The sequence below is a fragment of the Affinirhizobium capsici genome (assembly GCF_977018625.1).
Window position 1 is genome coordinate 1,752,105 of the sequence record NZ_CDRNXD010000004.1, and the last position, 13,510, is coordinate 1,765,614.

A 13,510-nucleotide genomic window follows, 5' to 3' on the forward strand; every position below is an offset into this window, starting at 1 on the left:
TTTTTCAAGGAAAACGATTATGGCGACTACAACTTTCAACGGCTTCTTTTTCCGGCCCAATTTGCAGTCCACAGGGCAGGTTCCCGCAACGGGACCATTTACCACGTCGCCAGACATCATTTGCGCAGGGCAAACGCCCATCGCTGATTATGTCAACGTGCTGACGAATAACTACAACAGCAATCCTTATGCCTCGAATGTCTATATCGGCACCGAGAACTACTTCTACTTGCGCGGCATGAATGGAGCCACGAGCGAGGTTAGCGACCAGTTTTCACTGTATTACGCTCCAAACGCAGTCATCAACTGGCCGAGCCAGTGGATCAATAACGTCATCCAGACGGAAACCGGTGCGAATAACATCGTATGCAACAATATTGCGCCGAATACGCCTTTCGTTGTTCCGACAACCTTCCTGTGGAACCCGCCAGCAGTGCCCTCCAACAGCGATCACTATTGCCTGTTCTCTTACGCAACGAGTGCTGCCAATCCGGTTCCGATTCCCGGCAGCACCGGAATGACCTATGAAGACATGGGCTCGCTCATCCAGACCAACCTCAATATCGGCTGGAAGAACACCGTTCCGATCACCAACAACCCTGCAACCTGGACCTACAATACAGGCCTTTCCATTCCCTCGACTGTTCAAGGCTCGCAGACAGTGCATGTCTACGTCAGTTGCGTTGGTCTGATGGGCGGCACCGTCCAGTTTCAGGGCAGCAACCAGCAAGGCGCGAGCGGCCCGGTTGCGCTGGCTCAAACCAAAATCACGCAAAACAACCAGATCCTCGGCACTACGGTGGTTCTGGAACCGGGCTTTGATTGCACGATCACGGTTTCCTTCTGGGCCAATGGCATTACACCGGCCACCGGCTCTGGCATCAGCCTGCAGGCAAGCTACGATCCAGGCGCGCAGCTGACCAATTCTCCAAAAGCTGTGCGTGATGCCGTATTGCGCGGCCTTGTACAGCCGCAGCACCTGAAGATGTTCGAAGGCTCGAACATCACCCCCACACTGCCGGTCTATCTCGGCCGCGTGAACTACCAGTATGTGTGATTGCTGACCAGACTATAATCCGAGGAATGACCGGGGGTTGGCACCTGCTGCCAGCCCCCGTTCTTTTCGCTTACGCCTTCACATAATTGCGCCAGTTATGCTCTTCCTTGAAGCCCAGCATTTTGCGGATCTTCTTGTTGCTGATGGGCGCATCCTGGCCGGAAAGCTCATCCGTGATGGGCGTGCCCGGCGCATATTTGGCCAAAAATTCGCGCGTGTCTTCGTTAGCCGTAATCGTGTCGTTGACGGCGTTGAACACCTGAAAGCCGAGACCATCCGTCTCGATGCAGCGATGCACGATCTGGCCCAGATCCCGCGCATCGATATAGCTCCAGGCATTGCGCTTGCGCATGGGCGGACTGGCCAGATATTCCGGGAAGGCATCGTAATCTTCCGGCGAAACCACATTGCCAATGCGCAACGCATAGACATCTGCCTTGAAACGCATGGCAAAGGCGCGCGCGGTCTTCTCATTCACCACCTTGGAAAGACCATAGCTATCCATGGGGTCCACATCATAGTCTTCCGTCAGCGGAAACTCGTGGTAATCCTTGTCGCCCTCGGCAAAGCAGACGCCATAGGTGGTTTCACTCGACGCAATCACCACCTTGCGAATGCCAAGCTTCATGGCCGCTTCAATGACATTGTAGGTGGAGACCGCATTGGCGGAAAACGTGGTGTTATCCGGCTGGATGAGAATGCGCGGCACGGCAGCAAAATGCACCACCGCATCCACCTTCGGCACGCCCTCACCTGTTTCGAGACCGTCAAAACCGAAATGCTGCGAAAGCGCGTTGAACACCTCGCCGGAATTGGTGAGATCGGTAATCAGCGTCGGCATTCTTCCACCGGGAAAGGGCTGCAAATCAAGGTTCAGAACCTTATGCCCCTGAGCCAGCAGGTAAGGAATAGCCTCCCGCCCTGCCTTGCCGCTGCCGCCAGTGAAAATGATCCGCTTGCCCATTATGCCCTCCGCATGTGTGTTGTGAGGGGGCAGAGATAGGGTGTGCGGGGGCGTATGGGAAGGTGGGGCGGCTATCTCAAAGTGTGAGGTTCTCCAAAGCACCGGGAACGCTTGCCGAGATCAGCTGCGCTGCCATGACACGCGTGAAAGAGGTTTCCTGTTTTGCAGTATCATGCGGCTTTCGACGCTATAACCACCCATTTGCCGAGCATCAATCTCGCAGCCAATTAACGCGGCAACACAGAGGCGGTAGAGAATATGCGCGATATCCTGCACACTGCTTGCGAACAAACGTGAAATTATAGTCTACGTGCTCTCGAGCCGCGCAAGCTCTGCCTCTCGCTATTCATCTGACACGCTTACTCAGCATTTCCCTCCACCTTAAGCCTCTACAAAACTGGTCGCCAACCCATGCGTGCATATTCCTGCAAATCCATACTTGCTATGCCGTTCCTCCTCTCTCTCTCGGTTGATACATCGCATGCGGCGAGCATGAAGCCGGCGGTTGATACTATTGCAGAATGTAGTGCTGGCGCGGGTCAAGCCGGAATACCTGCCAAAATCAAGATGCCTGCGGCCGACTTGCTCGACCGGCTGGATCGTTTTCGAGAGCAATTATCCGCAGATGACCGCGCGCGGTTGGACAAGGCACTGCCTCGTTCAGCAAATGGCGGCATAGTCCAGTGCGACAACGTCAATGAAAGCCGCGCATCTTGCGAGAACGGTGCATATTTCATTGCGTTGGGGAAAACTGGGCTTTTGCAGGCGTTCTACGCCAGACTCTGCCTGAAAAGCTGACAAGAGGAACTCCGTCCGCGGCTATGGCAGCAGCTCCAACTTCCACTGAAGCCTTCCCCAAAGCTTACCGCCGGCTGCCTATGAGAGTGACGTGACAAAGTATTTCTCAAGAATACGTTTTGACTCATGTTTAGGGTCAACAAACAATCCGGCCTGCCATTGCGAGTGATTGCTACTCACTACTCGCATAAGGCGACAAAAGATTAGCATCCTTTGAATAAAGCAAATAAATTCTCGGATTAATTTTAATTTAATATAATTGTTCAAACTTGAATCGCTTTGATTTTTCGAACTTCGAACTATTGGTCAAATATTTCAGATCAGTAGCGTCAACGCCCGCCGCACAGAGCATGTCGTTTTCCGTCAGCTAGGGTCTTGCTGTTATGGCTTTCAAAATTTCCCGCATCAGTACAAAACTCTCTATTATGTCTGGCACCGGCATTGTGCTTGTGCTGGTGACTTCTGTGGCCGGCTGGATACTCTCCCGGCAGGTAGACCAAGCTGTTTCCGCCGGACGCGTGCAATCAGAAATTGCCCGCAACATGGTGGATATGAAGGCGTCCCTGCGAGGCTTGGAAATTGGACTAGGAGAACTGCGGCTTGCAACTTCGCCAGCGGAATTCACCTCGGCGCAGGCCTATATCCAGAAGCGCCATGAATCTGCATCGAAATACCTTGAACTGGGTCGCGCCTCCATGCTGCTTCCCGCAAACCGGGAACGAGCACAAAGATTATCCGCACTGATCGCAGATTATAAGGCAGCCATCGACCAACTGGCGGCCAACCGCTCCGCGAACAAGGATATAACTGCCCTTCTGCCAACGCTGAAACATATGAGCGAACAAGGCGGAGCTTTGGCTGATGAAATCGTGAATGCCGCAAAGCAACGGGCAGAAGCCGCAGACATTGAACGGCATGACCTTCAGGAAACAGCATCCACGATAACCTCCATCCTCTCCGCTCTGCTAGTTCTTCTCATGATTGCCTCGGCGATCTTTGGGCGCCGTGCCATTGCGGCACCGATTTCCCGCATTACGGACTGCATGAAAACCGTGGCTGGTGGTGATCTTTCCGTCGATATTCCTCATGCCCGCAATGATGATGAGATTGGCGACATGGCGCGGGCTGTTCTCGTGTTCAAGCAGAATGCGTTGAAAGTACGCGACCTGAACGCCCAGGAAGCCGCCCTGCAGGAGCAGAATGCCGACCTGCAAACCAATATTGCCCATGTGGTTTCTTCCGCCGCTGCTGGCGATTTTACAGCGCGCATCACCAAGCAGTATGATAACCCGGATCTCAACCGCTTTGCCCATGGCGTGAACGAGCTGGTGATATCCGTAGATCGCGGCATTGCCGAAACCAACCGCGTGGTGGCAGCGCTTGCGGAAGGGGACCTGACGGACTCCATGAAAGGCGAATTTCGCGGCGTTTTCCTCGATTTGCAGCAAAACATGAATGCCACGATGGAAAGCCTTCGCTCTGTGATGCGCGAAGTCAGTATCGCGGTGGATATGATCAAGAGCGGCGCTGGCGAATTGCGCATGGCCTCCGATGATCTTTCCAAGCGCACGGAACAGCAGGCTGCCTCGCTGGAAGAAACCGCAGCGGCGCTCGAAGAAATCACCTCCGCGGTCAAAAGCTCGACAGACCGCTCCGCTGAGGCCTCGCACATGGTATCTCAGGCGCGCAGCAGCACCGAACAATCCAGCAATGTGGTGCAAAACGCCGTGGCCGCCATGGGGCGCATCGAACAGGCTTCCAATGAAATCGGCAATATCATCGATGTCATTGATGAGATTGCCTTCCAGACCAACCTTCTGGCGCTGAATGCAGGCGTAGAAGCCGCCCGCGCTGGTGAGGCCGGCAAGGGCTTTGCCGTTGTGGCGCAGGAAGTGCGCGAACTGGCGCAACGTTCCGCCACGGCAGCAAAGGACATCAAGACACTTATTGATCGCTCCCGCAAAGAAGTCAGCTCCGGCGTTTCACTCGTCACCGAAACCGGCACGGCGCTTGAAACCATCCGCAGCCATGTGGGCAAGATCAACGAGCATGTTCACTCCATTGCAACCGCCGCCAAGGAGCAATCTACGGGCTTGAGCGAAGTGAATACCTCCATCAACCAGATGGACCAGACCACACAGCAAAACGCTGCCATGGTGGAAGAATCCACCGCAGCCACCAGCAAGCTGGCGGATGAGGCGGTAAACCTCGGCAATCTCGTTGCCCGCTTCAAAACCGGCAATGAGGTGGTCAATGTGAGAGTAAGCAGCCACCGCCCATCCGCCTATACCGCAAGCGCCCGCCCTGCCTCAAACGCAGGCAGCTTCCACGGCAACGCTGCCTTGAAGAAAGATTGGGCAGAGTTTTAAGCTTACGGGACTTCAGCGATAAACAGGCAGGTAGCTGCGAGAGTAGCTACCTGTTTTTGTATTTTAGGAGCACCGATTGTTTCTCTGGAAACCCTGCCGCAGCTGTCAGTAGAAAACGACCAACTTCTCACTAACGTTGAGCGTATTGCAGGCACCCAAAGGAAAAGTGAATGAAAGCGAGGCCACTTCTAGTTCAAAAGTAGGCACAGCGTATGCTCGTCCACCACCAGCCCATTAAGGACGTCTCCTTCTTTAAAATGGTCTTGAAACCATTCGGCAATTTGGGCATTTCCGCCAATCACACGTACAGATCCGTTCCTATTGGCTGTCCGATTTATCTTGGAGATAACCGGGGTACGGCCGTCACTAAAAGTAATCCGAAGTGGATCTCCGTTATTGCCAAGGTGCTTGCTTGCATCGACGCCGGGATTAACAATGCCTTGACGATAGTAAGTAGCTGCGAGGAGGATCGTGAACCTTGCAGCGCACTGAAGGGGATGAGGCGCTTGCTGGGCAGCGTCGGCAGCAGTAGTAGCCGCTGGTGAAACAAGTTCGTTTTCTTCAACTTCTTCGCGCTCTGCTTCTTCTGAAACGGGTCTACCTCGATCACGACCGTTCCAGATAGGATCAAATTGCCGGATCAAGCTGTCTTCTAGCCCTGCAGCAAGATTAATCTCGAAATCTGAATAGCGAAGATGAGTTATTGGCGTGAAGACAAAAATTCGGACCTCCTGCCCTTCAGCAAGCGCGGCCTTAATGTTGCGATGGCAGCGTTGATTGGTTGCCTGTGTAGATCCGGGACGACAGTAACTAGTGTAACGCTTCCTGATGGAGCGAGCAGTTTTTCCTATGTAAACGACTTGTTGATGGATGACGAAAGCATAGAGCGCATTCGGAACATCTAGAAAAACGTTATTCCCAATAGAATCCGCTCCATCCAAAACATATTGTATGAACTTACTCTCAAGTTGCCATTTTCCAATATCGATAAAGCCAATATTGAGGAGGGTTTCAGAATCAAAATCCAAAGTTTTCACTTGCAATACCATTTGCCATGCTACTCTTTCGGTGAAAAAGCCCAAGCCGCAAAAAAATAGTTAAATGTTTTCGCTGCATTCAATGACATTTGGAGTACTCCTCACTCACCCTCACCCACCCTGAGCGGCCAGTCCACCAGATAATCCTCGAAATCTTCCACATCCACGTCCTCTTCGGAAATGGTGCGGCCTTTTGCTGAGATGCCGGCCTGGTGCACGGTATCTGGGTCGCCGGAGATGAGGGGGTGCCACCAGTAGAGGTCTTCGCCATCGCGCACGAGGCGGTAGCCGCAGGTGGGGGGTAGCCAGGTGATTTCGTGGACGGCTTGCGGGGTCAGCTGAATGCAATCGGGCACCGTGGCCTGGCGGTTTTCATAGTCCTTGCAGCGACAGCTTTCCCCATCCAGCAGGCGACAGGCAACGGAGGTGAAGGCAACCTCGCCCGTCTCCCAATCCTCCAGCTTGTTGAGACAACAGAGGCCACAGCCATCGCAGAGGCTTTCCCACTCCCCTTGCGTTAACTGATCCAGCGGTTTCGTTTTCCAGAAAGGATTTTCCATCTTGTAATTTCTTGATGCCGGTAGGCATAGTTGAGCGAAGGGCAAGATTGAGACACGCGTTAAGCGCTCATCAACCATTTATCAGCCATCTGGCGGTAGAAAGAATTTGCCTTGGCTTTTCGTCCTTCATGAGGAAGGCGTCAAGCGTCATGGTCGTGATGAGGAAAATCCAGGGTGCAGGACGATTCCAATCCGCCGGAAGAAAAGCGTCGCCGCAAGCGCCATCTGCTCTTGCGTATCGACAGCTGGATCGATTCCACCCTTTGGAACCTTGGCTTCAAGCTTGGCGAAATCTGGGAAGAAATCACCATCTTCTCCCGTAAGTTTCGCGTGCGCGGCTGGAAGCGCGTGGTGGTGGAGCTGGCCGATGAGGCCATGACCTTTGGCACCGCCGGTTTCGTGCTGCTTCTGGCGCTCGCTTTGCCCGCCTTTGAGGAAACCAAGGAAGACTGGCGCTCACGCGGCGATTTTGCCGTTACCTTTCTTGATCGCTACGGCAATGTGATTGGCCATCGCGGCATTATTCATGAAGATTCCGTGCCGGTGGATCAATTGCCGGATCATCTGGTCAAAGCGGTTCTGGCGACGGAAGACCGCCGCTTCTTCACCCATTTCGGCATCGATTTTCTCGGCCTTCTGCGCGCCTTGAACGAGAATGCCAAGGCAGGCGGCGTTGTGCAGGGCGGCTCCACGCTGACCCAGCAGCTGGCGAAGAACCTGTTCCTCACCAATGAACGCTCGCTGGAACGCAAGATCAAGGAAGCGTTCCTGGCGCTGTGGCTGGAAGCGAACCTTTCCAAGAAGGAAATCCTTCGGCTTTATCTGGACCGCGCCTATATGGGCGGCGGCACCTTTGGCGCGGCGGCGGCGGCGCAATTTTACTTCGGCAAGAACATTACGGACGTGAACCTCGCCGAAAGCGCCATGCTGGCGGGTCTCTTCAAGGCACCGGCGAAATATGCCCCGCATGTGAACCTGCCCGCTGCCCGAGCCCGCGCCAATGAGGTTTTGACCAACCTCGTGCAGGGCGGATTGATGACGGAAGGTCAGGTGATTGCCGCTCGCCGCAACCCGGCAACCGTGATTGACCGGGCGCAATCTCCCGCGCCTGATTACTTCCTCGATTGGGCTTTCGATGAGGTTCAGCGTCTGGCGGATGAGGGCAAGATCCGCAAACGCTCGCTCGTCGTGCGCACCACAATCGATATGGGCCTTCAACAGGCTGCGGAAGATGCAGTGGAAAGCTCGCTTCGCGAATATGGCGATAGCTATAAGGTGAAGCAGGGCGCGATGGTGATGATTGAAAACGGCGGCGACGTGCGCGCCATGGTCGGCGGGCGTGATTACGGCGAAAGCCAGTTCAACCGTGCCACCAAGGCGCTACGCCAGCCGGGTTCATCCTTCAAGCTCTATACCTATACAACGGCCATGGAGCATGGCTTCACGCCGGAAAGCATGATTTCCGATGCGCCGATTTCCTGGGGCAACTGGTCGCCGCAGAACTATGCCCGCTCCTACAAGGGCCGGGTGAACCTGTTGACGGCCATGGCGCAATCCTTGAACACGGTGCCGGTGCGGCTGGCCAAGGAAAGTCTTGGCATCAAGCCCATCGTGGAACTGGCCAAGGCCATGGGCGTGGCAACACCCCTGCGCAGTGACAAGACAGTACCACTTGGCACATCCGAAGTGACGGTTATGGACCAGGCCACGGCCTATGCGGTGATGCCCGCCGGTGGCTTGCAATCGCGCCGCCACGGCATTGCGCAGGTGGTGGATTACGAGGGCGATGTTCTCTACGATTTCCAGCGCGATGAACCGCCCGCCCAGCGCATCGTCTCCGAACAGGCGACATCCTCGATGAACCGCATCCTCACGCAGATCCCGGTAATTGGCACGGCGCGGCGTGCGGCTCTGGATGGCGGCATTGTGACGGGCGGCAAGACGGGTACTTCGCAGAGCTACCGCGATGCCTGGTTCATCGGCTTTACCGGCAATTATACGGCAGCCGTATGGTTCGGAAACGACGACTTCACCTCCATGAACAACATGACCGGCGGCGCCCTGCCCGCCATGACGTTCAAGAAGCTGATGGATTATGCCCACCAGGGCATTGAGCTGAAGCCCATTCCGGGCATCCCGAACCCGCTTCCCGCTGGCAATCATGCACCGGGTCTTTCCGTTGCGGCACACGAAACCGCCGGCGGCATGGCAGCCATTGCCCGCCCCCGCTCGCTTTCAGCGGAAACCACGCGCCTCTTGCGCAAGATCGGCCAGAGCTTATCTGCCGCGCCGCCGCTTGCCCCCGGCCAGAAGGTGGCAGAAGCGCAGGTGGGAACCGCAGCGGACAAGGCTTCACCCTGACGGAAACGCCTTGAAGTTGGCGATGACCGACTGGTCGTATGCCGAAATTCATCTCTTAGCTAGGCCAGATAAGCGTTCCCAAAACGTCGCGCAAGCCGATAGCTGGCGGTGATATTGTATAGATCAAACAAGTCGCTAAACTGACGCGGAACGTGTACTGGTTTCCATCAGCGCGGCGTTTTTGGGGGATTGATGCAAGCACCTTTTGAATTAAGCGAAGGAGAAGAGCGACTGAGGTCGATTGTTTCGGCTTTTCCGCCGGACAGCTCCCATTGGAACGAAGCTGAAAACAGATTTCAGTTTGTCGATCGGCTCTTTACAGAATGTCTTGGTTGGGAAAAGCCGAATGTCCGAGTTGAAGTCCAAGACGGCATTGGTGGGAAGGCCGATTACGTGCTCGGGCATCCGCCGAAGGCAGTCTTAGAAGCGAAGCGGGAGGCGACCACATTCGGCGATCTCCCTGTTGGTAAGCCGACCTTGGTCCGCAAACTCGAACCTCTGATGAAAGCGTCCCCGGCGTTTAAGGAGGCTGTCCACCAAGTTATTCCGTATTGCTCACTACTGGGCGCGCAAGTGGCCATCGTGTGTAACGGTCCGCAACTGGCGATCTTCCAAGCAATCATCCCTGGTCAGTCACCGCTACAGGGCGAATGCTTTCTGTTCAACGGGTTTGAAGCCTATCTGTCAAATTTCTCACTTCTCTGGACGCTGCTATCACCAGAAGGAATCTCAGAAAATCGAGCATATAGGGACATTGCGATCCATCGCAATCCGAGGATACCTGAGAAGGCATCGATAGTCATTCCTGAGCCGATGAGACATCGGTACAGAAATGCCTTCCAGGAAAATCTGCGGGACCTATCAGAACTTTTGCTTGAGGAGATTGAAGACAATCCCGACCTGAAATCCGCGTTTTACCGCGATTGCTACGTACCCATTGAAGCTAACAATCGGCATCTTCTGCTCAGCAAGCAAATTATTTCCGCGCGTTACAAGCGCGTAAGCGGCGACGGCATAACACCCAGCGCGATTGATGAAACCGCAGTCTTAGGAAGATCGAGTTCACGCCCTGTCGTCGTACTGGGGGACGTAGGCGTGGGAAAGACATCGTTCTTCGAGAACCTCTTTGAAAGAATGGATGTAGGTGAAAAAGCGAACACCTACTTCATTCACATCAATCTTGGTATTAAAGCGAATCTATCAAAGGACGTAAAAACCTTCGTACTTTCTGAGATTCCATCCGTTCTCAATAAGAAATATGACATTGATATCAATTCGGCTGCATTCGCAGACACGATATATTACGAAGAACTTCGGGCTTTTGATAATAGCGTTAAAGGTCGACTGAAAACTGTAGACCCTACTGCCTACGAGAGAGAAAAAATTGAATTCCTATCGACGAAAATTGCGCAATAGGACAACCATTTGATGGCCGCCTTTGGTCACATTGTGCAAGGTCGTGGCAAACAAATCATCATAATAATGGACAACGCTGACCAGCGTGGAATAGCCGTACAGCAGGAAGCATTTCTTATATCTCAAGAATTGGCATCATGGCGGAACTTACTGATTTTCATCGCACTAAGACCCAGCACTTTCTATGACTCGAAGACTACTGGCGCGTTATCAGGTTATCAGAACAAAATTTTAACAATCTCGCCGCCACCGGCCGACGAAGTGGTACAACGACGCCTAACTTTTGCGGTACGGGTGGCGGAGGGGAAAGAGAAGCCAGGCAAATTGGAGGGCATTAGACTTCAGCTTGGCAGTGTTGTGGCTTTTCTTAATGCGACCCTGCGCTCGGTGAGATCAAATCAGGCAATACAACAGTTTTTAAGCAATATTAGCGCTGGCAACACGCGCGCAGTAATAGAGCTAATCACGTCATTCTGCGGAAGTCCGAACGTTGATTCTCAAAAAATTGTTAGGATAGAGCAGGAAACGGGAGGCTATAAGGTTCCTCTGCACGAATTCACTAAGCACGCTCTGCTAGGCGAATACGCGTATTTTAATGCGCAATCCTCTCTCGTCGCCCAGAATGTCTTTGACGTCTCGACAGCAGACGCCCGTGAACACTTTCTCGCTTCCCTCATCGTCTCCTACCTGAGCTCCAACATAGGGGACAAGGATAGCGACGGGTTCGTGTTGGGGGATTTCATCGTCGCAGAAATGTTGCGCCACGGTTTCATCGAAGACCAGACCCGGAATGCGCTGAGGCGACTGGCAGGTAAACGCCTCATCGAGACGCCTTACGCCCACTTTCGAGAGCTGAAAGTTCCCGAGAATGAATTACCGGATCAGTTTCATTTCAGAGCAACTTCGGTTGGCATATACCATGTGAAGCACTGGATGGGGGCATTTTCGTTCTTGGATGCGACGTCGACTGATACGCCTATATTCGACGAAGAGTGTCGGTCTTCAATATCGGATTTAGCTCCGTCGTTTGAGATTGCGGATCGATACAAGCGCGCAACGGAGTTTAGGAGTTACCTCGAAAGCCAATGGTACTTGGCAAACATCAACGCGAAATACTTCGACTTTCCCGCCGTACTACGACTGCAGGAAGATGGCTTCAATATTGTCAAAGGTGTGATTGATAAGAAACCTTTCAAATCAAAGCCTGTCTGGACGAGACGTTAGCGCGTAGTTGTCCCAACACGCTAATGACTAAAACGAATAGTGTGGGCGAATGACCGCAATGGGTCAAGAGCGGTCCTCGCCCGTCAGAGTATCGTTTGCCCCCAGCCTGAACTAACCCCATTATCGCCATGGTGAAAAGCCAGAGCGTGGCCGTGACCGAACGGCATTGAGCATGCGTGCACAGAAACTCGCCGTTCCATTCCTGCACACCATTCACCCGCAAGGGAAACAGTGGTAGGTCTCTTTCCGTGATTTGCAAAGGTTAGCCCCCGCTTGTTTCGTCTTCCCCTCCTCGTTGCGCTTGGTTTGATTGTCGCCTTTGGCGGCGGCATCTGGTCTACCTTGATTGCGCTTGATGCCACCACTGGCTTCGGGGCCATCAAGCTTGGGCCGTGGGAGGCGTTTCCGCAGGCGCAGACCATTGATGCAGACCCTTACGCCAAGGCGCATCGCGCCAATGCGGGGCGTTTGTTGCTGGGCAGTGCCGAGGGATTGAGCTTCACCGCGTCCGTGGATGACGATGGCGCTGGCTTGAATGGCAATTGCAGCTATCTGATGAGCGGGCAGACCCCGCAAGCGCGCATGTGGACGCTGTTCGTGACGGCTGACGCGCAGGTGCCGCCGCGGGCGGATGCGGAGCGCCCGGTGGCGCTGAATTCGCGCATTGTACTGCGAAAGCCTGATGGCAGCTTCGATATCAAGCTTTCGGCTGGTGCACGTCCCGGCAACTGGCTTTCAGTGCCGCAAGACAGACCCTTCCGGTTGACACTCACACTTCTGGATACGCCGACGGCGGGAAGCTCCGGCCTGCTGGATCTGACCATGCCAAAACTGAAAAAGATCGGGTGCGGCAATGCTTAGGGTGATCCTGACTGTCCTGACCGGCCTTGTCGGCGCTGGCCTTTTGCATCTCGTCATCATTCTTTCGCTGCCATCGTTCAGCGAGCGCGATACCTATAGCCGCATCGAAAAGGAAGGCGCTGCCTATCGGTTTCGCACGATTGGCGAAAAGCCCGATGCGGCAGGGCTGACGAAGGATGATCCGTTTTTGCAGGTGGCCGTCTGTTCATTCGACATTTCAGACCAGCCGGTGCGGATGACGGCAACCAGTGCGGTTCCCTTCTGGTCGTTCGCGACGTTCGACAGCGCTTCGAATGAAACCTTCAGCATCAATGATCGCACGGCTGCCGATCGAAAGCTGGATCTGATCGTGGCGACGCCTGTTCAGGCAACGGCACTCAGGAAGGCGCTACCCTCTTCCGCGCTGCAGCCCATTATCGTGGAAACCACTCGGAATGAGGGCTATGCGGTTTTGCGGGCGCTCTCCCCGCAGCTCAGCTTCCGCGAGGCGACAGCCAACTTCCTCAACACCGCGACGTGCAGCCCGATGGAGTGGGAATAGGCACTTATTCAGTTGATATCGCGCAGCAGTGAGACCTCATCCATCTGGCGATGGGTCAGATCTTCCAGCCGCTCATAACGGACACCCATGAAGAACACCAGTTCAGCGGGTGTGGGTGACTTCAACCGAACGGGAGCCCGTTCCGGATGGGTTTCACGCCATTTTTTCAAGACAACGATCTCTGCCATTCTCGTCTCCACATAAGGATGAGACGGATGAACACGGTCGATTTCACCCTGCCCCTTGTGGGGCTGACGCATCCTTTTGCAAGGCATCTGCGCCGTTCTCCTCAACGCCAGCGGTCCTCGGGCCAGCAATGCAT

At 54.3% G+C, this 13,510-nt stretch carries 12 protein-coding genes; 8 read left to right on the top strand and 4 right to left on the bottom strand.

Going from position 1 to position 13,510, the window contains the following annotated elements:
- Nucleotides 1–19: 19 nt before the first annotated feature.
- Entirely contained in the window at nt 20–1,057 is a 1,038-nt protein-coding gene (locus tag AC0JZ1_RS11860) for a hypothetical protein (RefSeq protein WP_471882561.1), read from the top strand.
- A 70-nt stretch (nt 1,058–1,127) separates the two neighbouring features.
- Here the strand turns inward: AC0JZ1_RS11860 and AC0JZ1_RS11865 are convergent, their stop codons facing one another.
- Nucleotides 1,128–2,021: an NAD-dependent epimerase/dehydratase family protein gene (locus tag AC0JZ1_RS11865; protein WP_471882562.1), complete on the bottom strand. Its 894-nt coding sequence runs from the start codon at nt 2,019–2,021 to the stop codon at nt 1,128–1,130.
- Nucleotides 2,022–2,432: 411 nt separating this feature from the next.
- On the opposite strand from AC0JZ1_RS11865, the gene AC0JZ1_RS11870 reads away from it, so the two are divergent.
- The gene (locus AC0JZ1_RS11870) at nt 2,433–2,819 is read left to right on the top strand and encodes a hypothetical protein (RefSeq protein WP_471882563.1); all 387 of its coding nucleotides are present in this window, start codon (nt 2,433–2,435) and stop codon (nt 2,817–2,819) included.
- Between the two features lie 383 nt (nt 2,820–3,202).
- Nucleotides 3,203–5,188, top strand: a complete 1,986-nt coding sequence (locus tag AC0JZ1_RS11875; protein WP_471882564.1) for a methyl-accepting chemotaxis protein — start codon at nt 3,203–3,205, stop codon at nt 5,186–5,188.
- 188 nt (nt 5,189–5,376) lie between these two features.
- Here the strand turns inward: AC0JZ1_RS11875 and AC0JZ1_RS11880 are convergent, their stop codons facing one another.
- Nucleotides 5,377–6,237, bottom strand: coding sequence for a GIY-YIG nuclease family protein (locus AC0JZ1_RS11880; protein ID WP_471882565.1), 861 nt, complete (start codon nt 6,235–6,237; stop codon nt 5,377–5,379).
- Nucleotides 6,238–6,326: 89 nt separating this feature from the next.
- Nucleotides 6,327–6,785, bottom strand: a complete 459-nt coding sequence (locus tag AC0JZ1_RS11885; RefSeq protein ID WP_471882566.1) for a YcgN family cysteine cluster protein — start codon at nt 6,783–6,785, stop codon at nt 6,327–6,329.
- A gap of 174 nt (nt 6,786–6,959) precedes the next feature.
- On the opposite strand from AC0JZ1_RS11885, the gene AC0JZ1_RS11890 reads away from it, so the two are divergent.
- From AC0JZ1_RS11890 to AC0JZ1_RS11910, 5 genes are all read left to right on the top strand, one after another.
- Complete coding sequence (locus AC0JZ1_RS11890; RefSeq protein WP_471882567.1) at nt 6,960–9,146, top strand: transglycosylase domain-containing protein; 2,187 nt, start codon at nt 6,960–6,962, stop codon at nt 9,144–9,146.
- 192 nt (nt 9,147–9,338) lie between these two features.
- A complete protein-coding gene (locus AC0JZ1_RS11895; protein ID WP_471882568.1) occupies nt 9,339–10,562 on the top strand; it encodes a hypothetical protein in 1,224 nt (407 codons plus the stop codon).
- A 12-nt stretch (nt 10,563–10,574) separates the two neighbouring features.
- On the top strand, nt 10,575–11,786 hold the full coding sequence (locus tag AC0JZ1_RS11900; RefSeq protein WP_471882569.1) for a hypothetical protein: 1,212 nt from the start codon (nt 10,575–10,577) through the stop codon (nt 11,784–11,786).
- A gap of 273 nt (nt 11,787–12,059) precedes the next feature.
- Nucleotides 12,060–12,647, top strand: coding sequence for a DUF1214 domain-containing protein (locus AC0JZ1_RS11905; RefSeq protein ID WP_471882570.1), 588 nt, complete (start codon nt 12,060–12,062; stop codon nt 12,645–12,647).
- A complete protein-coding gene (locus tag AC0JZ1_RS11910; RefSeq protein ID WP_471882571.1) occupies nt 12,640–13,188 on the top strand; it encodes a DUF1254 domain-containing protein in 549 nt (182 codons plus the stop codon). The genes AC0JZ1_RS11905 and AC0JZ1_RS11910 overlap by 8 nt, the downstream gene beginning before the upstream one ends.
- 8 nt (nt 13,189–13,196) lie before the next feature.
- Here the strand turns inward: AC0JZ1_RS11910 and AC0JZ1_RS11915 are convergent, their stop codons facing one another.
- Nucleotides 13,197–13,376 (bottom strand): hypothetical protein, encoded by a 180-nt coding sequence (locus AC0JZ1_RS11915; RefSeq protein WP_471882572.1) that lies wholly within the window; start codon nt 13,374–13,376, stop codon nt 13,197–13,199.
- Nucleotides 13,377–13,510 lie beyond the last annotated feature (134 nt).